Source organism: Streptomyces sp. NPDC002734, assembly GCF_040295685.1.
Lineage (GTDB): Bacteria > Actinomycetota > Actinomycetes > Streptomycetales > Streptomycetaceae > Streptomyces.
This window is the reverse complement of sequence record NZ_JBEOVU010000015.1, coordinates 24,396-48,435: the sequence shown is the minus strand read 5'-3', so window position 1 is coordinate 48,435 and position 24,040 is coordinate 24,396. Positions and strand designations below refer to the sequence as shown.

The following is a 24,040-nucleotide window of genomic DNA, read 5'->3' as shown; positions in this document are numbered from 1 at the left end:
GCACTCAAGAAGTCTCTGGTAACCAAAACTGCAACTGGTCACCACCGTAGCACAGGGGTCGCGCGAAAAGTCGAGCCGTCGTGGCGGGAAGTCGCGGCGAAAACTGTTCGGAAATTCATGCCGGTAGTGGAATAAAAAGCGCCGGGCCGGGAAGCGACCCGAAGGTCGCTTCCCGGCCCGGCCGGTCACGGCTCACGCCGCGACGCCGTCACCGCTACGGGGTCAGGGTCTGGCCCAGGTAGCCGGCGGCCGGAGTGCCGAGGACCGAGCGGCCGTAGTAGACGCCGCCCTCGGTGGAGACGCCGGAGCCGCCGGAGTCCATCTGGAAGACGGTGCCGTTGTAGGCGTCCTCGCCCTCCGCACCGATGGCCAGGTCCGCCCGGCCCCAGCCCGACAGGTCCTGGAGCACCACGGAGGAGCCGAACCGGTCGTTGGTCTCGGTCGAGCCGCTGATGCCCGCCGTGTCCTGGCTGTAGCCGAGCGCCCCGGTGCCGGTGAGGCCGGAGGAGCTGCCCTTCAGCAGGAACACCATGCCCGCGTCGGCGCGGTTGCCGCTGCGGGTGATGTCCTCGCGGGGCGCGCCCGTGAGGACGTCGGCGTAGCCGTCCAGGTTGTAGTCGCCCGCCGACACCGACCAGCCCATGGCGTCGCCGCTCTCGGCCGTGCCCGGGACGCCGGAGGTGTCCTGGTGGACGGTCTTCATCCCGGTGGTGGTGAAGCCGGTGGACGTGCCCGGGACGACGGTGACCTGACCGCCGGCCTTGGCGCCGGACTCCGCCGTGTACGGCTGGCCGATGACGATGTCGTCGTAGCCGTTGCCGTTGACGTCGCCCGCAGCGATGGAGCGGCCGCCCTTGACGGACAGGACGCTGACCTTCACCAGGCCGGCCGCGGAACCCTTGAACCAGGTGACCCGCCCGACGGAGGACTGGTCGCGGTAGTTCAGCGCCACGTCGGCGTAGCCGTCGCGGTTGAAGTCGCCGGTCGCCGAGTCCAGGTAGGCCACGGCTCCGGTGGCGCTGGTGAGCGTGCCCTTCTGGGTGCCCTTGCCGCTGAGGCTGGTGCTCCAGACGCCGCCGTTGCCGGTGCCGGCCGCGAACACGTCCGCCTTGCCGTCGGCGTCGAAGTCGCCGACCGCGACGGTGCCGCCCAGCTTGGCGCCGGCCTTGGCGACGGGGTCGGTGACGACCGCGGTGCGGGCGGTCAGGGCGGGACCGTGGAGGACGACGAGGCCTCCGGCGTCGACGCCGGCGCCGGTGTCCTCGCCCGGCGCGCCGACCACGAGGTCGGCGTAGCCGTCCCCGTCGACGTCGCCCCAGGCACTGGCCGCGCCCCAGTTGTCGCCGGCCTCGGAGGCGCCGGTGACGCCCGCGGTGCTCTGCGAGATCACCTTGCGCAGCGGCCCGTCGGGACCGTCCGTGGAACCGGGGACGACCACGACGCTGCCCGCGCTGCTCGAGGAGCGCGGGACGCCGGCCACCAGGTCGGTGATGCCGTCACGGTTGAAGTCGGCGGTCGGGACGGCCGCGTTGCGCAGCGGGCTCGCCGCGACCCGGCGGATCTCGCCGAGCTTGGAGTACAGGGTGGCGCCGGGGCAGACGGTGGCGAAGGCGTCGCGGTGACCGGAGATCACGTTGAGGGTGGCCGACTCGCCCTTGTCCCAGACGCCGGTGTTCTCCTGGGCGGTCAGCGTGACCTTGCCCGTGGGGTTGCCGCCGTACTGGCCGAGCTTCCACGCGGCGACGCGGGCCGCCGACTCCAGCGCCGCACGGGTCGGCTTCCCGACCGTGTGACCGTCCACGCCCTCGAAGTCGCCGAGGAAGGCGATGCCGGTGGAGTAGCTGTTGAAGCCCTTCGTGTGGGCGCCCTTGACCGGGAGGTCGACGCCGCCTCCGCGGCCCTCGAAGATCTGGCCGCACTTGTCGACCAGGAAGTTGTAGCCGAGGTCGTTCCACTCCTCGACGTTGACGTGGTACTCCATCACGCCGCGCACCAGCGACGCGGACTGCGCGCAGCTGTAGCTGTTCGAGCCCACCGTGTGGTGGATGAAGACCGCCTGGACCTTCTCGATGTACTCGGCCGGGTCCTCGACCTTCGACTCGTCCGCGCCCCACTGCGCCCGGCTGATGATCGGGGGCTGCGTGACGGTGGACGGGAGCGCGGCCGGCTTGGTCGGGGCCGTCTCGGACGGCGTCACCGAGGGCGAACCGGTCGGCTCGGCGGCCGGCGAGGTGGTCTCCCCGACGGGCTCCGTGACCTCGGGGGCGGCCTCGGTGTTCTCCGGGGCCGGCTCGGTGGCCTCGGGGGCGGGCTCGGTGGCCGCCGGGGTGGGCGACTCGCTCTCGTCGCTCGCCGCGGCGAAGGCGGCCGGCTCGACCTGGACGTCCGTGGACTTCGTCTCCGCGGTGGTGACGACGCCCGGGTCGACCATGTTGACCTGCATGCCCTTGGGCATCGCCGTGGTGCTGCCGTCCTCGCGGACCACCTGCACCTCGACGCCGTCGGACGGACCGACCCAGAGCGGTTCGGAGGCGCCGCGCATCTCGGCGGTGGGCTTCTCCGGCGGGGAGGCGTGGAACTCCAGGTCCTTCCAGCCGGTCCACTTGCCGGTCTCCGCGCTACGGGTGCGCACCTGCGCGGTGCCCTCGAGCGGCTTCTCGGCGGCGTCCCAGGAGACGCCCAGCAGCGAGAAGAGCTTGGTCGTGGTGCGCGGCAGTTCCTTCTTGGCGCCGCTGCCCGGCAGCGAGAGGTCGTAGACCCGGACCGGGCGTTTGGAACGGGCCGCGTCGGCCGGTGTGTCGGCCGGCGGGTCGGCCATCGCGTAAGTGGCCACGCCACCGCCGCCGAGGAGCACGGCGCCCAGGGTGATCCAGGCTCTGCGCTTCATGCTCAGCGGGCGGTAGGCATGTGTCGTACGACGTGTCAAAGCTCCTACCTCACGTATGTCGACGCCTCGGTGCGTCGACAGGAGGCAGGGGACGGAGGCGGCCTGGGCCCCGCACGGACGGTGCGGCCGGCCCGGCGCCTCGACGGGTCACGACGCGCGCGCCCACGGCATGTCCCCCGGCCTCATGTACATGACTGAGCAGGCGTGGCAAAGGTTGCACGGGAGACGGTGGTCAATTCATGGGCCGCCCGGTTCCCCCGGGGGTCCGGGACCCGGAGCGCCGGGTTCCGGACCCGGGGGCGCTGCCCCCTCAGACCGCCGGCCGCGTCGGCCGACGGCCCGTCACCTGCTGTGGAGGTGCCGTCCGTAGCCGAGGGCGCTCGACGGCGAGGGCAGCCCCAGCTTCCCGGGGGTGATCGCGAAGGAACCCGCCGCGCCCGCCCGGGGCAGCAGCCACACCCCGCCCGAGCCCGCGTTCTCGCCCGGCGAGCCGGCCGCCAGGTCCACCGCGCCGTCCCCGTCGTAGTCGCCGGTGACGACGGCGGCGCCGAAGGCGTCGGAGGCCTCCGCGGCGCCCGGCACGCCCGGGGTGCCCTGGTTGAGGGCCGCCGAGCGGCCCCGGCCCGAGGCGTCCAACAGGCCGGCCGGACCGCCGAACAGCAGGGTGGTGGCGCCCGCACCGGACCGGGTGCCGATCGCCTCGCCGGGGGCGCCCGCGTACAGGTCGTCCCGGCCGTCGCCGTCCACGTCCGCGGCGGCGAGGGCGGCGCCGAAGCGGTCGCCGGACTCCGCGACGCCCGCCACGCCGGGGCTGTCCTGGCCCAGCGTCTGGTGACGGAACCCGAACGAGCCGGAGGGCGTGCCGCCGTAGTGGATGTGGATCCCGCCGCCCGCGGCGAACTCCTCGGGGCCGCACGGGTCGTCGATGTTCTCGTCGGCGATCTCACGGCACTCGCCGAGCGCCAGGTCGTCGTGGCCGTCGCCGTCGAAGTCGCCCGCGGCGAGGGCGGAGACGCCGGCGTTGTCGGTGTTCCAGAAGTTCTGGACGGCCTGCTCGGCCGCGTCCCAGCGGTACAGGCGCACGTGCGAGCGGACGTACGGGGTGGTCGACCAGTACCCGACCGCCAGGTCCTGCGTGCCGTCGCCGTCGAAGTCACCGGCGGCCAGCGAGGGGGCGCGGCTGCCCATGTGGTCGGTGACGACGGTGCCGGAGAGCCCGTCGGCGGTGCGCAGCACCACCGTGCCCTTCCCGCCGATCACGACGTCCCTGCTGCCGTCGCCGGTCAGGTCGGCGCCGGCCACCGACAGGCCGTACGACGCGGACGCCGCCCGCCCGGTGGCGACCACGGAGGCGGGGCGGGTGCCGCTCCTGGCCCCGGCGACGGCGACGACCGACCCGGCGTCGGGGTAGGCGTTCACGTCCTCGCCGGGCGCGCCCGCCAGGAGTTCGGCGATGCCGTCCCCGTTCATGTCCACCAGCGCCACCGAGGCGCCGAACCGGTCCCCGGCCTCAGGGGAACCGGGGACCTCGGCCGTCGCCTGGCTGACGCGCAGGCTCCCGTGGGCGCCGATCCCCTTCGGGCCGCCCCGGACGACGTTCACGTAACCCGCCTTGGCGTGGCCGTCGACCGTGCCGTCGGGGACGCCGACGGCGAGGTCCGCGTAGCCGTCACCGTCGAAGTCGCTCACCGACGGGGGCGGGACGGCCGCCGAGGCCGGCGAGGCGAGGAGCGGTACGGCGGTCACCGCCGCGACGACGGCTGCTGCTGAGGCGTACCTGCGGATCCGAGTGCGCACGAAGGGCTCCTGGGCGAGGGGTAGGGGTGGACCGGGCGGGGCCGCGACGGGACGGCATGTCGCGGCCCCGCGGCGTTCACCTGTGGGACCGCCCACCCGCGGCGAGGGTTGCCCCGGCGGGGTCAGGAGGCGCAGACGGGCACGCCCGGGAGCTGGTTGTCCGGGGAGCTGACGTAGATGTTGGTCATCCAGCCGCCGTACTGCGGGAGGTAGGCCCACCACGCGTTCACGTACGGCGGGACGCTGACCTCCTGGCCGAGCTTCTGGCAGCTCACCAGGACCTCCACGCCGGCCGGCAGCGTCGTCACCCGGGCGGCGGTGGCCGACGGCTGCAGGCGCACGTTCACCCCGGAACCCCAGGTGCCGAACCAGGTCCCCGCCGGGCGGATCGCGCCGGGCACGTCCAGGGAACGGGTGAGCCGGTTCACCGCCGAGTAGGCGGTCCCGTACGGGGTGCCGTCGGCGTGCAGGGTGAGGACGGCCACGATGGCGCGGTCACCGGTCCCCACGGTGCCGGTGGTGTGCAGGGCCTCCCGCGTCAGGTCCACGCCGGCCGCGGCGGACGCCGCCCCGGAGACCGTCCCGGGGGCCGTCCCGAGGGCCGTCCCGGAGGCCGTCCCGAGGGCCGTCCCCGGCGCGGACGTCGTGGCCGGGCCCGTGCCCGCGGCGAGGGGGACGGACGTCGAGGGCCTGGGCGAGCAGCTTCCGGAGCCGCCGAAGCCGGACCAGCCCTGCTTGACCGCCCACGGCCGTGAGAAGGACCCGGCGATGCCGAAGTGCTGGTCGAAGCCGTCGGTGGCGCAGCGCGTCGACTGCCGCAGGTTGCCCATCACGTAGTCCCGCACCGGCGCGGGCGCGGTGTCCAGCAGGTACCGGTAGATCCGCACCGTGTCGGCGGCGGAGAGGGACACGTATCCCCAGTAGCTCTCGTACCCGGCGGGCGGGCCGACGGTGTCGGTCAGGCCGAGCTGTGCGGCGGTCCGGTCGATGATCGCGGTCTGGCCGCCCAGGTCCCAGTAGTAGCCGGCCGCGCCGTCGTCGCTGCTGCGGAGCATCGAGTCGAGCCGGGTGCGGTCGGCCGTGGTCAGGGTGCGGGGGTCGTGGGTGCGCAGGTGGTCGAGGGCGAGCAGCAGCTTGACCACCGAGGCCGAGCGGAACCGGGCGTTCTCGTTGAGCCGCTCGGTGAAGGTCCCGGTCGTGCGGTCGAAGACGGCCACGCCGGCGGTCACTCCCGCCGGGACGACGACCTGCGCGGCACGGCCCGGCACGGCGGTGGCCGGCGGGGCCCCGGTCAGGCCCAGGACGGTCGCCGCCAGGGCGAGGACGGCGAGCAGGGTGCGGGGCCGCCGCGCGCGGTGCGGGCGCGGGGCCGTCGGTCGGCCGGCGGCTGCCGCCGGGCCGTGACGGAGGGTCGGACGGTTCACGGTGCGTACCCCATTTCGGTCGGTCCGCCGGGACGGCCGGACGGCGGCAGCACGCTAGGGCCCGCGACGCCCGGGCGGAACGGGTGAGTCGGCCAGGTTCGCGGCCGGCGGGCGGGGCGGACCCGCGGCGGGGGCGGGCGGCGCGGCGAGGGTCGCGGACGACGACGAAGGCCCAGGTCGGCGACCTGGGCCTTCGATCAGTACGGCTGCGGCTGCGGCCGCGCGGGAGGAGCGGCCCCTCCGGCGGTGCGGGTCACCCCGGCCGAGGACCCGCCCCGGCGCGGGTCAGCTCCGGCCGAGGACCTGGCCGTAGCGCGGGGTGGGGGAGGCCGGCAGGCCGAGGCTGCCGGGGCTCATCGCCCGGGAGCCCGTCGCCGTGGGGCCCTGGGCCGAGCCCGGGAGGAGCCAGACGCCGCCGGTGGCGGAGTTCTCCCCCGGCGCGCCGGTCGTGAGGTCCGCGCGGCCGTCGCCGTCGCCGTCGTGGTCCTCGAGGTGGACCGAGGAGCCGAACAGGTCGCCCGCCTCCGCGGTGCCGGGGACGCCGGCGCCGTTCTGGGTGAAGCCGACCGCGCGGGCCGTGCCGTCGGCGGCGAGCAGCCCGGTGGGGCCGCCGTGCACGACGGTGACCATGCCCGCGTCCTTGCCCGTGCCGACCGCCTCGTTCGCGTCGCCGATCGCGAGGTCGGCGTGACCGTCGCCGTCGGCGTCGCCCACGGCGAGCGCGGTGCCGAGACGGTCGTCGGCCTCGGCGGTGCCGGGGACGCCCGGGGTGTCCTGCTGGATCTCCTGCGTGCGGGCGCCGAAGCCGCCGCCGGCCGAGCCGTAGGCGACCTTCACCAGGCCACCGGTGAACACCTCGGCGCGGCCCGTGGAGGTGTCCGCGCAGTCCGGCACGTCGGCCTCGTAGTTGGGGTAGCAGTAGCCGAGGGCCAGGTCGTCCGCGCCGTCCGCGTCGAAGTCGCCGACGGCGAGCGCGGCGGCGGAGGCCGGGGTGCTCCACACGCGCTCCGGAACGCCGCCCTGCCAGCGGAGTACCTGGACGGACCTGCTCTCCAGCGCCTTGACCGACATCGCGAGGTCGTCGTCGCCGTCCGCGTCGAAGTCGCCGACGGCGAGGGCGGTCACGGTGCCGAACATCGCCTGGGTGATCGGGCCGCCCAGGGTGTCCGGGGAGTCGACGGTGAGCGGGCCCCGGCGCAGGACCGCGGTGCCGCTCTCCTCGAGCCTGCGGCCGAGGGCCAGGTCCACGGCCCCGTCGCCGTCCACGTCGCCGACGGCGAGCACCGAGCCGATCCGGGCGTACTCGTCGGGGCCCCGGGCGACCGTCCAGCCGACGGGGAAGCCGGCCGCGCCGCCGGGCAGCACCGTGACGGTGCCGTGCTCGGCGTACGCGTCGCCGGTCAGCGACTCGCTGGAGGCGCCCACCACCAGGTCGGCGGTCCCGTCGCCGTCGACGTCGGCGACGGCCACCGCGGAGCCGAACAGGTCGCCCGCCTCGGGCGTGCCGGGCACGCCGGGGGAGGCCTGGCTGATACGGACGGAACCGTGCCGGCCGGGGCCGTCCGGTCCGCCCCACAGCACGTGCACGTAACCCGCCGAGGCCTTGCCGTCGACCTGGCCGGAGGGGACACCCACCGCCAGGTCCGGGTAGCCGTCGCCGTTGAGGTCGCCCCGCGGGGCGGCGGCCTCGGCGGCCTGTGCGCCGGTGGGCGCGGCCAGGCCCAGCAGGGCCGTCGCGCCGATCACCGCCGCGGTAAGGATTCTGTCGCGCATGCCTCGCGCCTCCTGCCGGTCGTAGAGGATGGGTGGTCGCCGCGGGTCAGCGGGCGAAGGCGTCGGCGAACTTGCGGCCGATCACCGTCCCGTAGTCGAAGTCCGGGGCGCTGAAGGACGTCGCGTACGAGGCCGTCAGGCCGGTGGTCGTGCCGCGCAGGACCCACGCGGCCCCGTCGTCGTAGCCGCCGGACACCACGTCCTCGCCGTACGCGCCGACCGCCAGGTCGGCCCGGCCGTTGCCGTTGATGTCGCGCAGCCGCACGGAGGAACCGAAGTGGTCGCCGGCCTCCGCGGCGCCCGGGACGCCCGAGGTGGCCTGGTGGAAGGACTGGGCGCCGCTGGTGGTCAGGCCGGACCGGCCGCCCTTGAGGAACACGATGTTGCCGACGTTGCGGTGGGTGCCCACGGTCTCCATCGAGGCGCCGACGGCGACGTCCGCGTAGCCGTCGCCGGTCGCGTCGCCCACCGTGACGGCCGCGCCGAAGTAGTCGAAGGCCTCCGCCGTCCCCGGCACGCCCGCGCTGGCCTGGGTGTACGTCGTGCCCTTGGCGGACAGGCCGGCCGACCCGCCGTACCGCACGGTGAAGGAGCCGCCCTCCGGCGTGTCCGTCCAGCCGGTGACCAGGTCGTCGTACCCGTCGCCGTTGATGTCGCCCGCCGCGACGGCCCGGTCCCAGGACGCGCCGCCGGGGCCGTAGCCGCTCGCCAGCACGGAGGAGGAGTAGCCGATGTCGCCGGGGCCGCCGTGGAGCAGGCCCACATAGGAGCCGGCCTCCATGCCGTCCTTCTGGAGCCGGCCGTTCAGGACGAAGTCGCTGACGCCCTTGGCGGAGAAGTGGCCGGCCGTGATGCCGTCCAGGACGACGCCGTCGGGCAGGAAGTCGAACTCCGGGCCGATCGCGCCGTCCTGGGTGGGGCCGGAGTCGGCGTAGTAGAAGAAGGTGTTGCCGCCGATGACGGTGAGCTGGTCGGTGCCGTCCCCGTCGAGGTCGGCGAAGGCGGCGCCGGTGCCGAAGAAGTCGGCCGTGTCGTTCGGCGCGGTGAGCATCACGCCGCCGGAGGTGAACGGCTTCGCGCCGCCCCAGACGACGTGCACCGCGCCCCGCGGCTTGCCGGTGACCTGCTCCCAGGGAGAGCCGACGATCAGGTCGGCGTAGCCGTCGTGGTTGACGTCGCCGCTGGTGACGTTCTCACCGAACTGGTCCACCGACTCCGAGGCCCCGGGCACGCCGGGGGTGTCCTGGGTGACGTTCACCGACCGGGCCGGGTCGACGCCGGAGGAGGAGCCGAACACGACGGTGACCGTGCCGCCGTCCGCCTTCGGCGTGCCGATGGCCAGGTCGCGGTACCCGTCGCCGTTGAAGTCGTCCCGCAGCCCGGAGGGCGCGGCGCCGGCGGACGGTGCGGCCAGTCCGGCGACGGCCAGGGCGGCCACCGCCGCAACGGCGAAAGTGCGTCTGCGCAAGGTCATGCTCCCGTCGGGCGTACCGAGTGTCTCGGTGACGTACGACGTGCCCGGGGCGCAAAGGGTTGTGCGGTCCCGCGCACCGGTCGCACGAGCGCGCCCCGGGGGACGCCCGCGGACCCCTGCGGCTTCCCGCGCAGCTCAGTCGACCCACACCACGACGCACCAGCCGCGTTCGTGGGCGACGCGGTAGAACTCCCTGAGCAGCGTGAAGTGGCGGACCAGGTAGGTGCGGACGTCCCCGGTGAACCCGGCGAACCCGCCGGCCTCGCGGTAGGCGGGGAGCGTCTCCAGGACCGCTCCTATGTCCATCGCGGCCAGGGCACGCGCCACCTCTCCCACCGCCTCGGGCGGCAGGTGGGCGGGAGGGCCGTCGAAGCCGTCGTACACCGTGTCGTGGTCGAGGAAGGGGAGGGCCCCGTCGTCGTCCCCCTGAACGGCGCGCAGCAGGACGGGCAACTGGGGTGCGCCGGGCCGCATGTGCCGGCAGAGCCGGCACAGTTCCCAGATGGCCCAGTCCAGGTCGAGGGTGTCCGCCGCCGGCGGGTCCCACTGGGGTCCCCGTCCGGTGACCGGGCGGCCGCCTCGCGGCACCGGTCGAGGTACCGCGGGGACACGCGCGCCAACTGCTGGGTCAGGGCCATGACGGCGAGTGTCCTCCACCACCGGGGCGCGGGCGCGACCTCACGGGCGGCGCTCCCGGACCGCCGCCCCGCCGTACAGCCGCTCCGAGGCGTCCGCGTGCGCCATGCGCCGCAGCGCCCCGAGGACCGCCTCGCCGAGGACCGTCCCGACCACCGCCGTCTCCACCCGCTTCTCGACACCCGGCTGCCGGTCCAGGTAACCGAGGTCGGCCCGGGCGACCCGTTCGGCGGCGTCGGCGTAGTCGTCCAGCACCTCGGTGAACGACGCGTGGCCCAGCCGGGCCATGGCGGCCAGGGCCCGGACCAGATCGGCGGCCGGCCTCGACTCCAGGGACCCCCAGCCGCGCCGGGAGACGAGTTCCGCCACCACCTCGCGCGCGGCCGCGGTCTCGGGGTCCTCCGGTACCTCGGGCACCTCGCGCACCGCACCGGCGTCCTCGGGCCGGGGGCCCGGGTCGCCGGCGTGGCCGGACACGGTCCCGAGCACGTCGTGCAGCGGCCGTTCCGGGTCGTCGACGGCCGCCAGCACCTCCGCGATCTCGGCCACCCTCATCCCGCCCACGTCGAGCAGCGCGCGGATCAGCCGCAGGCGGCGCTCGTGCGTCTCGCCGTAGACCGCCTGGTTGCGACTGGTCAACTCGCCCGACGGGAGCAGGCCTTCACGGACGTAGTACTTGATCGTCGGCACCGGCACTCCGGTCTTCCGGCTCAACTCGCCGATGCGCACGCCCGGTTCACTCCTCTTCGCTCGTCCCACCCGCTTCTTTCGGCCACCTTCCGCCCGCCGGGCGGGAGGTCTTGCCGGTGCGGTCCTCAGCATAGATAGTGAAGCCATCGGATAGTGGATAGTGCCGCTATCTGTAATGGGAGGTAGTGATGACGTCCTTACGTCCGCCGGGTCCGGCCCCGGCGTCCTGGCGGTCCTGGCACCGTCCGCTGATGGTTTTCTCCGCGGCAATGATGGTGACCGCGGCCGTCTCCGCCGTGGGGCTGGTGGTCGACGACCGCGTGCTGGTGGGCGCGCCGGTCTGGGCCAAGCCGCTCAAGTTCTCGCTGTCGCTGACGGCGTACTGCCTGTCCCTGGCCTGGCTGCTGGCGCAGCTGCCGCGGGGCCGCCGCGTGGGGTGGTGGGCGGGGACCGTGGTCGCCCTGGCGAGTCTCGTCGAGATGGTGATCATCGTCGGGCAGGTCGTCCGCGGCAGGCGCAGCCACTTCAACGTCGAAACGCCCCTCGACGCGGCCCTGTTCGGCGTCATGGGGATCACCATCATGGTCCTGTGGGCGGCCACCCTCGTCCTGGCCGTCCTGCTGCTGCGGGCCGACGTCGCCGATCGCGCGTCCGCGTGGGCGATGCGGGCGGGGGTGTTCCTCGCGCTGGCCGGGGCGGCCGTGGGCTTCCTGATGACCACGCCCCGGCCGGGGCAGCGGCCCGAGGTCACCGGGGTGGTCGGCGCCCACGGCGTCGGGGTGGCGGACGGCGGTCCGGCGATGCCGCTGACGGGCTGGTCCACCACCGGCGGCGACCTGCGGATCCCCCACTTCGTGGGCATGCACGCCCTACAGGTCCTGCCGCTGCTGGTCATGGTCCTCGCCGCGCTCGCCCCGCGGTTCGCCCGGCTGGCCGACGACCGGGTCCGTGCGCGTCTGGTGCGGCTCGCCTCCGGCGCGTACGCGGCGGTCGTGCTGCTGGTGCTGTGGCAGGCGCTGGCCGGCCGGCCGCTGCTCCGGCCGGACGGGGCGATGACGGCGGCGGCCGTGGCGGTCCTGGCCGCGGTGCTGACCGGGGGAGTGCTCGCGCTGCGGGCCGTGCCGGTCGCGGCGGGCGGCGCGGAGTCCGGGATCCCGGCCGCGGCGGAGGTCCTGACGGGTGGTCGGGGCCTCGCCGGACGCCCGGAAGCGCCGGATGCCCCCGCGCCCGCATCCGCGGACGGCCGCCCGGCCCGCGAGGAGTTCACGTCATGACCGGCGCCCTCTTCGAGCTGTCCTTCTGGCTGGCCGCCCCCGTGTGGGCGCTGATGATCCTCGCCCCGGCCTGGGGGCCGACCGGCCGCCTCGCCCGCTCGCCGTGGACGGCGGCGCCCGTGCTCCTGGTGTACCTGGGCCTGGTGGCCCCCGTCCTCCCCGAGCTCTGGGCGGCGGTCAGCGGCCCGGACCTCGACGTCTTCCGCGACCTGACCGCGTCGGCGAACGGCGCGGGCGCGGTGTGGGCGCAGGTCGTCGCCTGGGACCTGCTGATCGGGCAGTGGATGTACCTGGAGGGCAGGCGGCTGGGCCTGCACCCCCTGCTGATGGGGCCGTTGCTGGTCCTGACGGTCCTGCTGTCGCCCTTCGGGCTGCTGCTCTTCCTGTGCCTGCGAACCGCCGTGCGGCGGCGGGGCGCGGCGGAGGAGGTCCGGTAGGCGGCCCCCGACCGAGCGCGGAAGCAACCAGCCCCAGGCCTCTGGCCTGGGGTTTTTGCGATGGGGCCGAACGGCCCCGTCATAACGGCCCAATAGGGGGTATCAGGGGTCAAGTACGGGCTGTCAGACGAATTGTTGCCGTTTGACAATGATAGCCGCCAGGCAACAGAGTAAACCGTGTCGGACGTGCACGGGGAAGGACCTGGAATGCTCCGGTGTACGGAGATCGTCTCCGGGTGCTGGGCGTCACCGCCGAGGGTCGAGCACGACCGCGGCACCGACGCGCGGAGCGCCGCCTCAGGCCGTCCGGCTGTCGCCGGAGCCCGAGTCCGAAGCCTCGTCGCCGAGGATCTGCGTCTCCGCCGTCGCGCAGAACGCCTCCAGCCCCTCCAGCAGTGCGATCCGCTTGGCGGCCGGCATGTCCGCCAGCACCTTGCGCAGTTCCCGCTCCCGCCGGGTCCGCAGCTCGGCGAGGAAGACCCGGCCGCGGCTGCTGAGGTGCAGCCGCACCTCCCGGCGGTCCTCGGGGCTCGTCCTCCGCTCGACGAAACCGGCTGCCTGAAGCCGGTCGCACAGTCGGCTGGTGGAGGGCGGCGTGGACGCCAGGGACTCGGCCAGGGTGCGCAGCTTGATGCCGTCGTGGTGTTCCAGGATGTGCAGCACGCGGAGCTGGGAAGCGGAGGTGGGCGCCGTCGAAGCGCGGCCCCACACGACCTCCAGCAGCTCGGCGGCCGTCGTGGTCACACGTGCGACCTCGTCGGGCTCGGGGCAGCGGCGGAAGGCAGTCACGGTCACACTCTCGCAGGCACTGGGGTGCCTGTCAGCGTACTAGGCGCGCCCACCCCCTGCCCGTGACGCACAGTGACCGACACGGCTCGTTCAGGCCCACCGACCCCTGCCACCTGGGCAGGGCGGATGTGCCGTCCGGCGAAAGATTGGTGAACATCTCCCTATGCACAGATTTGTGGCCGCTGAACGCGCTCTTCGAAGAGCCGAGCCGCACGCGCTGCTCGACGCCGTCCGCGGCGTGCTGACGGCTCAGTACGACGCACTGGACGTCGAACTGTTCATGGCCGACTACGGACTGAGCGTTCTGCAGCCGGTGTCGGTCCTGCCGCACACGCTGGAACCCGTGTCGGTGCACAACAGCCCGGCCGGACGCGCCTTCGGCTCCCAGCAGCCGTACTGCGAGGCCGCGCGCGACGGGCGCGTGCGCCTGCACCTTCCGGTCAGCGTGCGCGGCGACCGCCTCGGCGTGCTGACGGTCACCCTTCCCGACGACGACGCCGTCCGTCGTTGGGAGGAGGAGCTGACCGAGATCGCCGAGGTGCTGGGGCACGAGGTGGTCGTCGCCGAACGCGACACCGACCTCTTCATGCAGGCGCGCCGCAAGGACCGGCTGACCCTGGCCGCCGAGATGCAGTGGCACCTGCTGCCCGGCCGGGCCTGCGCCCGCAGCGAGTACGAGCTGGGCGCGCAGCTGGAGCCGGCCTACGCGATCTTCGGGGACAACTTCGACTGGTCGGCCACCGCCGACCGTCTGACGCTGTACGTGACCAACGGCATGGGCGAGGGCATCGAGGCGTCGCTGCTGACCAACCTGGCCATCAGCGCGCTGCGCAACGCCCGTCGGGCCGGCATCGAGATCGACGACCAGGCCGCCCTGGCCGACCACGCCGTCTACTCCCATTACCAGGGGCGCTGCTACCTGTCCGTCCTGATGCTCGACTTCGACCTGGCCACCGGCCGGGCCAGGGTCGTGGACGCCGGCTCGCCCCAGGTGCTGCGGCTGCGGGACGGTGTCGTGGAGCACATGAGCTTCGACGCGCAGCTTCCCCTGGGTATGTTCGAGGAGACGGACTACGTCGCCCAGGAGTTCCAGGTGATTCCGGGAGACCGGCTCATCTTCGTCAGTGACGGGGTTCACGCTGTCGCCTCGCCGAAGGGCGAGGCGTACGGGGACGCCGCGCTCTCCGGGGCGATCCAGTCCAGTCGGCTGCTGCCGGCCGCGGAGGTACCGCGGGCGATCCTGCGGGAGTTGACCGGCCACCGCGGCAAGCGCCTGCCGGACGACGATGCCCTGATCGTGTGTCTTGACTGGCACGGGAGGCAGGAGGTCGCGTGAGGTGCAGGGCCCCGCGGGGGTCAGGATCGGGTGTTGCCCTCGGTGCGGGCACTCGCGTCGATAGTTGTCTTGTGGCAATAATTGACGCTGGTGTGCCATCCGGTCGGACCATGGGCGTACGCAGCAGGGAGACGATGCAGGTGGCGGAACACGAAAGCCCCGCACGAGCGGCCCGCGAGCCTGCCCCCTGCCGATCGGGCCGACCGGCCCTGGGGCGCGCATGACGACCGGCCGCCCCCAGAAGGGGCCACCGACGGCAGGGTCACCGGGCCTGCCCTCGCCCCGGGCACCCCTGGCACCGCAGACCCCGGCCCGGCAGACCTCCGCCCGCAAGCCCCCGGCTCCCACCTCCCCGGCCCCGCAGTCCGCGGCTCCCCGCTCCTCGGGCCGGGGGGCCTCGGGTTCCGCATCCTCGGGTTCCGCCTCCTCGGCCGGGAAGCCCGCGGCCGGCGAGTCCGCGACACCGCAGTCCCCGGCTCCGCGGCCCGCGGGGCGGAAGGCCGCCACGCCCAAGGTCCCGGCCCGGAAGGCGTCGACCGCGCAGGCACCCGCCGGAAAGGCCGCGGGGACGAACAGTCCGCCGCGGAAGAGGGCGGCGGCGAAGCCCGTCACGGCGAAGCGCGACGCCTGGCCGGTCACCTCCGTCGCCGACGCGGCGCTGGCCCGTGCCGCGGCCGCGGGCGTCGCCCTCGACGCGGGGGCCGCGCCGCGTGACCGCGCCCGCTTCGTCACCGAGCTGACCGCCCGGCTGCGCCGCTGCCTCGGCGAGGGCAGCGGCTGGGAACTCCGGCTCCGCGTCCGCGCCCTCCCCGAGGGGGACGGGGCCGCCCGGCTGGAGGCCTTCCTGCACCCGTCGGGCTCGCCGCGGGCGCCGGTGCCCGACGGCGGGTGCACCCTGTCCTGCCCGCTGCCCGGACCGCCCCCCGCGGGCGTCCCGCAGGCCGGTCTGCCGCTGTCCGAGGCCCTGCTGAGCGCCGACGAGGACACCGAGGTCGTCCTGCGCCTCCTCGACGAGCAGGAGCAGCTCGTCGGCCTGCACCGCGAGGAGCTCGAGCGGACCAACCTCGGCGTCGTGGCGCTGCACTCCGACCTGGAGGCCGCCGCGACCGCGCAGCGCGACCTGCTGGACGCCGAGCGGGTCACCCGGGCCGAGGCCGAGCGGGCCCGGCACCTGCTGACCTTCCTCGGCGACGCGAGCGCCGCCATCACCTCCTCGCTCAGCCGGAACGTCATCCTGCGCCGCCTGTCCGACCTGCTGGTGCCCGAGCACGCCGAGCACCTGGACGTCTGGCTCTTCGACGAGGAGAACGACGACGACCACCCCCGCGGCATCCGGGACCACCCCGCCGCCGCGGTGACCGCCGCCCGCACCGGCCGCCCCCAGCACGCCGCCGGGCACCCCGGCGGGCTCCCCGGGGTGGACGACCTGCCCCCCTCCGCCCTGTTCCCGCGCCGCCCGCTGCTCGCCATACCCCTCGGCGCGCGCCACCCGCTGGGCGTACTCACCCTCACCTGCCCGGGTCCGCGTTTCGACCCGGACGCCTCGGTGATGCTGGTGGAGCTGGCCCGCCGCGTCGGCATCGCCCTCGACAACGCCGGCCGTCACGAGCAGTACCGCGACACCGCCGAGACCCTGCAGCGCGCCCAGCTGACCGAGCTGCCCTCCCCGCCCGGCATGCTGCTCGCGGCCCGCTACCTGCCCGCCACCAGCGGCCTCAACATCGGCGGCGACTGGTACGACGCCTTCATCCAGCCCGACGGCAGCCTGCTGACCGTCATAGGCGACGTCACCGGGCACGGACTGCACGCGGCTGTCGTCATGGGCCAGCTGCGCACCGCCCTGCGTGCCTACGCCGTGGAGAACGAGAGCCCCGCCGGGATCCTCACCCGCCTGCACGGCATGCTCCGCCACCTTCAGCCGGACCTGTACGCGACCGCGATGATCGCCCGCTTCCGGCCCGGCGAGCGGGAGGTCACCTGGGCCTCGGCGGGCCACCCGCCGGCCGTGGTGCGCGACCCCGACGGCAGCGTGCGGGTCCTGCACGCCAAGCCGGGCGTGATGCTGGGCATCCCGGTGCCCTACGTCTACGCGGACCACCAGGCAGAGCTGCCCGCCGGCTCCACCCTGGCGCTGTACACCGACGGCCTGGTCGAACGCCGCTCGCAGGGCATCGACCCGGGCATCGCCCGGCTCGGCAGCACCCTGGGCACGCTCACCACGCCCGAACTGGAAAACGACCTGGAGGCCTCGGCCGACGCCCTGCTCAAGCCGCTCCTGCACGACTCCGAGCGCGACGACGACGTCTGCCTGCTGCTGTGTCACCTTCCGTCGCCCGCCGACCCGGCCGCCGACGCACCCGCCGACCCGGCCGCGTCCCCCGCGGACCCGGGGGCGTCCCCTGCGGACCCGGGGGCCGTGCCCGCCGACCCGGCCCTCCCGGCCGACCCGGCCGTCCCGCCGCCCGCCTGACAGGGCCCCACACGTCCGCGGGGTCCTCGCCCGCCGGAAGGGCCGCGTCCGTTCCGCCGTTGCCGTGACCGGGATTCCGCCGCGCGTTAGGCTGCCCCCGCTGCTGAGCGACGGGCGTTCCGGGGGGATCGATGAACGGTGCGGGCATATCCGCCGACGGCATGTTCAAGGCGCTGGAGGCGGACGACCCGACAGCGGTCGGCGGCTACCGGCTGACCGCGCGCCTCGGCGCGGGCGGCATGGGCAAGGTGTACCTCTCCCACACCCCGGGCGGCCGGCCCGTGGCACTCAAGGTGATCCGGCCCGAGTTCGCCGAGGACCCCGAGTTCCGGCGGCGGTTCGCCCAGGAGGTGCGCGCCGCCGAACGGGTGCAGGGCCTGTACACCGCCCCGGTGATCGACAGCGACACCCAGGGCCCGCGGCCCTGGCTGGCGACCGCCTACGTGCCCGGACCGACGCTGGCCTCCGCCGTCGCCGAGCACGGGCCGCTGCCCGTCGCGACCGTGCTGCTGCTCACCGCCGGGGTCGCCGAGGCGCTGCAGGTGGTGCACGGCGCCGGCATCGTGCACCGGGACCTCAAGCCCTCCAACGTGCTGCTCGCCGGGGACGGCCCCCGCGTCATCGACTTCGGCATCGCCCGCGCCGCCGACAGCACCGCGCTGACCGGCAGCGGCGTCACCGTGGGCACGCCCGCCTTCATGTCGCCGGAGCAGGCGGCGGGCCGCACCGTCGGGCCGGGGTCCGACGTGTTCGCCCTCGGCCAGGTCGCGGCCTTCGCGGCGCTGGGCCGGGCCGCGCACGGGGAGGGGCCGTCGCACGCGGTGCTGTACCGGATCGTGCACGAGGAGGCCGACCTCACCGGGCTCCCCGCGGAACTGGACGAACTCGTGCGCCGCTGCCTCGCGAAGGACGAGAGCGCGCGCCCCTCGCTCGCCGAGGTCCTCGCCCTGTGCAGCGCCGCCTCCGACCTCACCCAGCTCCGCCGCCCCGAGGGATGGCTCCCGGACCCCCTGACCACCGCGATCAACCGGCGCTACACCGCCCCCGCCCCGGCGCCCTCGACCGGGACGGGACCGGCCGGGGAGCCCGGCCGCCCGGCCGTGCCGGAGCAGCCGGCGACGGCGCCCGACGTGCCCCGGCACCCGCCGACCGCGGTGGCCGGACACCAGTCGCCGGCCACGCCGCCCGGCGGCGCCGCCTACGCGCCGACCGAGACGGCACCCGCCGGCGCCCACGGACAGGCGCCGCCCGCCCCCGCGGCACCGGCGGCCCCGGCGTACGGCCCCACCCTGACGGCACCCGCGTACGGCGCCGGACCCACACCGCCGCCCGGGTACGGCGCCGGACCCACACCGCCGCCCGGGTACGGCGCCGGACCCACACCGCCGCCCGGGTACGGGTCCGCCTGGCCGGCCGGGCCCTCCGCGCCCGGGGTGACCGGCCCGCCGCCCCGGCGGCGCAGGACCGGTGTCGTCCTCGGCGTCCTCGGCGGGGCCCTCGCCCTGACCGTCGCCGCCCTCGCGGGCTACCTCGGGCGCGGTGACACGCCCGCCGCCGACGCCGGCAAGGACCGCACCGGCAACGCCGCCGACGCGACCCGCGGGGCGACCGCGCCGGCCGACCCGCAGGACGCGACGCCGCGCGAAGCCACCGCCCCGGACCCGGAGGTCCACAAGGGGGTGAACCTGCCCGAGGGCTACCACCTCGTGTTCAGCGACGAACCCCTCGCCCCGCGGGACAACAACAAGGACGACCTGTACTTCGGCTGCTCGTTCACCGACTGCCACCTGGGCCACTACTCCACCGAACTCGTCCTGCTGGACAAGGAGACGGAGGGTTCCCTGGAGGCCTGCAAGGCGGACACCCGTTTCCTCCCGCAGACGATCTCCGTCGACCGGCTCTCCCGCGGCAGGCAGCTGTGCGCGACCACGCCGAGCGGTCTGATCGCCCTGGTGACCTTCGTGGGCAGCTCGCCCAGCAGCAGCTCCAGCCACTACGTCACCCTGGACGTCACCGTCTGGCGGGACGCGGTGCCGGTGGAGAACGGCTAGGCCGGCAGGCCTGCGGGGCCCGGCCCGGCCGGAACGACCGGTGGCGCTCTTGACCTGCGCGGATGGCCCGTGCTTCGCTCGCGCGATACGTAACGGGGGGACGGAGCGAGGGGCGTGAGGGTGTCTCGGGGCTTGGGCAGCGGAGCCGACGGCGGCGAGGTCGACGGGCGGCGCCGACTTCCGGCGTGGCTGTGGGGCGTGGCCGCGGCCGTCACCCTCGGGTTCCTCGCCGCGCTGGAGGCCACCGCCCGCCATCTCGGCATCCCCGGGCCGCTCGCCACCTGGGCACGGGAGCTGGTGTTCCCGCCGGACTCGGGCGGGCTGCTGTACTCCGCCCTGGCGCTGACGCTGGTGGTCCTGACCTGGCGGGAACGTTTCGTCGCGATCGGGGCGGCCGTCGGCGTCGACGTCGTGCTGCTGGTCCTGCGCTGGGCGACCGGCACGGGCTCGAGCGGCGGTCACCCCTTCGGCAACGGCGCCCTGTGGGTGATCCTCGGCCTCGCGGTCCTCGCCGTCACCCGCCGCACCGGACGGGAGCGGCTCCTGCTGCTCAAGGGCGTCGGCCTGGGACTGCTGCTGCTGGCCGGCCGCAAGACCGGCGACACCTGGCTGCTCATCACCTCCGAGACCCGCCCCCTGGTCCTCGACCAGTACCTGGCGGCCGCCGACCACGCGCTGGGCGACCCGTCCTGGCTGGCCGGGCGGCTGGTGACCGCCACCGGCCCGGTCGGCTTCAACGTCCTGGAGCTCGTGTACGGCAACCTGGCGCTCGCCGCGGTCGTCGTCGCGCTGTACCAGCTGCGCCGGGTCGCGGTGGAACGCCGCTTCCCGCGCCACCACCTGGTGCGCACGTTCACGGTGATAGGACTGCTCGGCCCGGCCTGTTACATGATCTTCCCGGTGGTCGGCCCGGTCTTCGCCTACGGCACCGGCGCCGCGCACTGGGAGTCGGTCAGCCTGTGGGCGCCGCACTTGCCGCCCAGCGAGCCCTGGGCGGTCGCCGACCTCTGGCCGCGCACCCTCCCGGCGGCCGACTCACCGCTGCCCATGCCGTTCGACGGCATCACGCCGCGCAACTGCATGCCCAGCCTGCACACCGCCTGGGCCACCGCGATCTTCGTCCACTCCCGCCGGGGCCCGCGCTTCCTGCGGTACGCGGGGACCTTCTGGCTGGTCGCCACGCTCTGCGCCACGCTCGGGTTCGGCTACCACTACGGCGTCGACCTCCTCGCGGGCGTGGTGTTCACGCTCACCATCGAGGCGGCGCTGCGGACCCACGACCGCGGCTGGTGCCGGCCGGGCGTCCGGCTGACCGCGTACGGCGCCGGGGTCTTCGTCGCGCTGCTGGCGTCCTACCGGTGGCTGCCGGAGGAGATGGCCGCGTACCCGTGGATCGCCGGGCCGCTGCTGCTGCTGGTCACCGCCTCGGTGATCGCCGGCTACGTCAGGACCGTCGGCCGGTGGACCGCGCCGGCCGTCCCCACGGCGGGCGGGCCGCCGCCCGTCCCCCGGCCCCGGCAGGCATCGGCCCCCCACCCGGAGGCGGTCTGAGCGGCGGCGACGGCCCCGCCGGCCCGGGCCGCCCCGTGCGTCAGCCGGCCTCCGCCGCCTTCTCGAGTTCCGCGGCCTTCTTGAGCTCCGCGGCCTCCGCGGCAAGGAGCCGGGCGAGCTCGGCCGGCTTGGTGAGCATCGGCCAGTGACCCGAGTCGATGTCGACGAAGGCGACCCGCTCGGCCCGGGTCAGCTCGGAGACCTCGCCGCTGTCGATCCACTCCCGCGCCTGCGCGGGGGTGAACTCCGGGCAGACCAGCACCACCGGCACGGCGAACCGCCGTTCGTCCGTCAGCCGCACCATCCCCCTGGCCACGCCCTCGGGCACCGGCACCGCGGCCGCCTCGAACTCCTTGCGGGCCGCATCGTCCAGGTCGGCGGCGTCCGGGCCGTCGAACGGGCCCCAGCCGGGGAAGGGCACCACGCCGTCACGGACCTCGAAGAAGTCGGCGTAGCGCTGCCCGTCACCGGTCGGGGCGCCGCCGATCAGGGCGACCTCGGCCACCCGCTCCGGCCGCCGGTCGGCGGCCAGCCAGGCCAGGGTGCAGGCGGCGGAGTGCCCCACCACCATCGGCCGGCCGGACGCCGCGTCCACCGCGGCGAGCACCGTCTCCACCTGGTCGTCCAGCGTGGCGGAGACGTTGCCGTCCCCCTGGCCGGGGAGGGTGACCGGCACGGCGCGATGGCCGAGCCCTTCCAGCTCGGCCGCGACGCGGTCCCAGACCGTGCCGTCGAGCCACAGTCCGCCGATGAGCAGGATGTCCATGGTGGGTGCCTTCCTGAGGTGGTCGTACAGGCCCGCGCGGGAGTCGTCCCCGAGGCCGTCCCCGCCACCGTAGGAGCAGATCCGGACGTTCCCCTGCCGGTATGCCCGACGGACCGGCGCGGCGAGGGCGTGGGCCCGCACTAGCCTGCTGCCGTGGCGAACGAAATGAGCCCCACCGCGCGGGCGCTGCGCGCCCTGGAGATGCTCCGGGCCCGCCCCGGCACGACGGCCGCCGAACTCGCGGCCCGGCTGCACGTCACGGAACGCGCCGCGCGCCGGTACGTGGAGATCCTCCGCGAGGCCGGCGTCCCCGTGGAGTCCGCCCGCGGACCGGGCGGCGGCTACCGCCTGGGCCGCGGCACCCGGCTGCCTCCCGTGCACTTCACGCAGGCCGAGGCCCTCGGCCTGGTGATGGCGGTGCTCGGCTCCCAGCCCGCCGCGGCCGACGTCGACGACCTGGTGGGCGTCGCCCTGGGCAAGGTCGTCAAGGCGCTGCCGGACGGTGTCGGCAGGCAGGCGGCGCAGCTGCGGGAGTACGCCGCGGCCGCCCCGGACCCGTACTCCGCCCGCCCCGACCCGGCCGTCTCGGGCGAACTGGTCGACGCCGTCGTGTCCCGGCGCCGGGTGTCGCTCGCCTACCGCGGGGAGTCGGGGCGCGAGTGGGAGGCGGAGGTGGACCCCTGGGCCCTCGTCGTCCGCCACGGGCGCTGGTACCTGTTGTGCCACTCCCACCGCGCGGACGCCGTCCGCACCTACCGGGTCGACCGGGTCCACGCGGTCCGGCAGACCCGGCACGTGTTCACGCCGCCCAAGGACCTCGACCCGGTGGCGGTGCTGGAGCAGAACCTCGGCCTGGGCTGGGCGTTCCCCACCCGGGTGGTGTTCGACGCCCCCCTCGCCGAGGTGGCGCGGTTCGTGCACCCGCCGATGGGGCGGCTGGAACCGCTGGGCGAGGGACGCGCGGGGTGCGTCCTGACCGGCAGTACGCGCAACCCGGCGATGTACGCGCAGGAGTGGCTGGCCCGGGTGCCGTTCGCGTTCCGGGTCGAGGGCGGGGAGGAGCTGCGGGCCGAGATCGCGGCGCTCGGCGCCCGGATGACCGCCGCCGTGGCGGATCCGGATCCCCTTACCGACTTGTGATCACCCGGCCGGAACCAGGACCGCTCCCGGCGGGTGTTACCCCTCCGACGACTCCGACTTCCGGGAGCCCCTGATGCGCCGCTTGCCCCGAAACCGCACGACCCTGCACGCCGTCCTCGCCCTGACCGGCGTCATGGCGCTCTCGCTCACCGGGTGCCAGGGGGAGGACGACCAGCGGCCTCCCGGCCCGCGGGACCGGAAGGGCCACGGTGTCCGATCCCTCGGCGACTTCGACAAGGACGGCTACGACGACTTCGCCACCGCCGTCGTGGCCGACGACCCGGAGCAGGAGTTCACGCCCGAGGGCCTTCGTGTGGTGGTGATCCCCGGCTCCCGGAAGGGCCTGGACACCGCCCGCCACCGGGTCTACGAAGGGCTCGAGGGGCCGCTGCTGCGCGCCGACCTCGACGGCGACGGCTACACGGACCTGACGGCGATGCGGGACCCGAACCCGGGCGGCGCGCCGGAGCCGGGCACCGCGCGCGAGGCGGTGATCCTCCACGGCGGGCGCGACGGCCTCGGCGACCCGGTGCCCGTCCAGGCCGAGGACGACTTCAACCTGGCCGCGGTCGCCGACGTGAACGGCGACGGGCACTGCGACCTGATCGACCGGGGGGTGGGCCGCGTGTCCAAGGATCCCGGGGTGCGGCCCCGCCCCGGCCGGATCGCGTACGGCCCGTTCGGCCGCGACGGCGCCCCGGCGCGCGAGGTCCGCCACGAATGGAACACCGTCTCGGGCGCCATGACCGCCGGCGACTTCGACGGCGACCACTACGACGACCTGCTGTTCACCACCACCCAGACCCCGGAGCCGGACGAGGACGTACCGGAGTTCATGCCCGTCGACACCTCCTTCCGCGGCGGCCCCGACGGCCCTGTGCCCGCGGAGTACCCGCGCCTGGACAACCAGGTCGCCGACGGCCCGGCCGTCCCCGCCGCCGACGACGTGGACGGCGACGGCCGCACCGACCTGCTCGTCCACGCCGACCGGCACGTCGGCTCCAACGAGGCCCCGACCGCCGGGCAACTGACCATCGTGTACGGCGCGAAGGACGGCATCGGCGCCGGACGTGAGACGGTCACCGTCGACCAGGAGACCCTCGACATCCCCGGCGACTCCCAGTCAGGCGACCACTTCGGCGCCGAGGCCGGCACCGGCGACGTGACCGGCGACGGTCACCCCGACCTGGTCGTCAACAGTCCTGGCGAGGACAAGGAGAGTGGCCGCGTCACGCTGATCCCGGGCACACCCGAGGGCCCCGACCCCTCCCGCGCCTCCGTCGTCGACCTGGACACCCCGGGCGTCCCCGGCGAGCGGTACCCGTCCGGCAGGGACAACTTCGCCGCCACCTTCCCGCTGCTCGACGTCGACGGCGACCGGCACGCCGACGTGGTGGCCCTCGCCGTCGGCTACTACGTCAAGAGCACGCCGGGCCTGTGGCTGATCCCCGGCGGCGACGCCGGCTTCGACACCGACGCGATCCGGTCCGTGAAGCCGGGCCCCCTCGGCCTCGACCCCCGCCACTGGGACTGAGTCCGCCCTCC

Annotated in this window: 17 protein-coding genes; 8 read left to right on the top strand and 9 right to left on the bottom strand. The window is 75.0% G+C overall.

Annotated elements, in window-relative coordinates:
• Nucleotides 1–214: 214 nt before the first annotated feature.
• The 7 genes from ABT026_RS15570 to ABT026_RS15540 all read right to left on the bottom strand — a co-directional run bounded on the left by ABT026_RS15570 (nt 215) and on the right by ABT026_RS15540 (nt 10,720).
• Nucleotides 215–2,887 (bottom strand): FG-GAP-like repeat-containing protein, encoded by a 2,673-nt coding sequence (locus ABT026_RS15570; RefSeq protein WP_351114931.1) that lies wholly within the window; start codon nt 2,885–2,887, stop codon nt 215–217.
• Nucleotides 2,888–3,229: 342 nt separating this feature from the next.
• Entirely contained in the window at nt 3,230–4,684 is a 1,455-nt protein-coding gene (locus tag ABT026_RS15565; RefSeq protein WP_351114930.1) for an FG-GAP-like repeat-containing protein, read from the bottom strand.
• A 122-nt stretch (nt 4,685–4,806) separates the two neighbouring features.
• On the bottom strand, nt 4,807–6,018 hold the full coding sequence (locus ABT026_RS15560) for a serine hydrolase (protein ID WP_502967993.1): 1,212 nt from the start codon (nt 6,016–6,018) through the stop codon (nt 4,807–4,809).
• A 375-nt stretch (nt 6,019–6,393) separates the two neighbouring features.
• Complete coding sequence (locus ABT026_RS15555) at nt 6,394–7,881, bottom strand: FG-GAP-like repeat-containing protein (RefSeq protein WP_351114928.1); 1,488 nt, start codon at nt 7,879–7,881, stop codon at nt 6,394–6,396.
• A gap of 46 nt (nt 7,882–7,927) precedes the next feature.
• Complete coding sequence (locus ABT026_RS15550; RefSeq protein WP_351114926.1) at nt 7,928–9,349, bottom strand: FG-GAP and VCBS repeat-containing protein; 1,422 nt, start codon at nt 9,347–9,349, stop codon at nt 7,928–7,930.
• A gap of 141 nt (nt 9,350–9,490) precedes the next feature.
• Nucleotides 9,491–9,943 carry a DUF1877 family protein gene (locus ABT026_RS15545; RefSeq protein ID WP_351114925.1) on the bottom strand — a complete coding sequence of 151 codons (453 nt, stop codon included), beginning with the start codon at nt 9,941–9,943 and terminating at the stop codon, nt 9,491–9,493.
• Nucleotides 9,944–10,033: 90 nt separating this feature from the next.
• On the bottom strand, nt 10,034–10,720 hold the full coding sequence (locus ABT026_RS15540) for a MerR family transcriptional regulator (protein ID WP_351114924.1): 687 nt from the start codon (nt 10,718–10,720) through the stop codon (nt 10,034–10,036).
• 230 nt (nt 10,721–10,950) lie between these two features.
• Here ABT026_RS15540 and ABT026_RS15535 point away from each other — a divergent pair, with 230 nt between their 5' ends.
• A complete protein-coding gene (locus ABT026_RS15535) occupies nt 10,951–11,955 on the top strand; it encodes a hypothetical protein (protein ID WP_351115042.1) in 1,005 nt (334 codons plus the stop codon).
• Complete coding sequence (locus ABT026_RS15530; protein WP_351114923.1) at nt 11,952–12,392, top strand: ABA4-like family protein; 441 nt, start codon at nt 11,952–11,954, stop codon at nt 12,390–12,392. The genes ABT026_RS15535 and ABT026_RS15530 overlap by 4 nt, the downstream gene beginning before the upstream one ends.
• A gap of 297 nt (nt 12,393–12,689) precedes the next feature.
• Here the strand turns inward: ABT026_RS15530 and ABT026_RS15525 are convergent, their stop codons facing one another.
• Nucleotides 12,690–13,136: a MarR family transcriptional regulator gene (locus tag ABT026_RS15525; RefSeq protein ID WP_502967992.1), complete on the bottom strand. Its 447-nt coding sequence runs from the start codon at nt 13,134–13,136 to the stop codon at nt 12,690–12,692.
• Between the two features lie 208 nt (nt 13,137–13,344).
• Between ABT026_RS15525 and ABT026_RS15520 the strand changes: the two genes are divergently transcribed.
• The 4 genes from ABT026_RS15520 to ABT026_RS15505 all read left to right on the top strand — a co-directional run bounded on the left by ABT026_RS15520 (nt 13,345) and on the right by ABT026_RS15505 (nt 20,589).
• Nucleotides 13,345–14,517 (top strand): PP2C family protein-serine/threonine phosphatase, encoded by a 1,173-nt coding sequence (locus ABT026_RS15520; protein WP_351114920.1) that lies wholly within the window; start codon nt 13,345–13,347, stop codon nt 14,515–14,517.
• 220 nt (nt 14,518–14,737) lie between these two features.
• Nucleotides 14,738–16,987: a SpoIIE family protein phosphatase gene (locus tag ABT026_RS15515; RefSeq protein ID WP_351114919.1), complete on the top strand. Its 2,250-nt coding sequence runs from the start codon at nt 14,738–14,740 to the stop codon at nt 16,985–16,987.
• Between the two features lie 131 nt (nt 16,988–17,118).
• The gene (locus ABT026_RS15510; protein WP_351114916.1) at nt 17,119–19,038 is read left to right on the top strand and encodes a serine/threonine-protein kinase; all 1,920 of its coding nucleotides are present in this window, start codon (nt 17,119–17,121) and stop codon (nt 19,036–19,038) included.
• Between the two features lie 198 nt (nt 19,039–19,236).
• Nucleotides 19,237–20,589: a phosphatase PAP2 family protein gene (locus ABT026_RS15505; RefSeq protein WP_351115040.1), complete on the top strand. Its 1,353-nt coding sequence runs from the start codon at nt 19,237–19,239 to the stop codon at nt 20,587–20,589.
• 40 nt (nt 20,590–20,629) lie between these two features.
• On the opposite strand, the gene ABT026_RS15500 is transcribed toward ABT026_RS15505, so the two are convergent.
• Nucleotides 20,630–21,355: an alpha/beta fold hydrolase gene (locus ABT026_RS15500; protein ID WP_351114915.1), complete on the bottom strand. Its 726-nt coding sequence runs from the start codon at nt 21,353–21,355 to the stop codon at nt 20,630–20,632.
• Nucleotides 21,356–21,508: 153 nt separating this feature from the next.
• Here ABT026_RS15500 and ABT026_RS15495 point away from each other — a divergent pair, with 153 nt between their 5' ends.
• Together ABT026_RS15495 and ABT026_RS15490 are read left to right on the top strand one after the other, a co-directional pair.
• Entirely contained in the window at nt 21,509–22,495 is a 987-nt protein-coding gene (locus ABT026_RS15495; protein WP_351114914.1) for a helix-turn-helix transcriptional regulator, read from the top strand.
• Between the two features lie 82 nt (nt 22,496–22,577).
• Complete coding sequence (locus ABT026_RS15490; RefSeq protein WP_351114911.1) at nt 22,578–24,029, top strand: FG-GAP repeat protein; 1,452 nt, start codon at nt 22,578–22,580, stop codon at nt 24,027–24,029.
• The last annotated feature ends 11 nt before the right edge of the window (nt 24,030–24,040 follow it).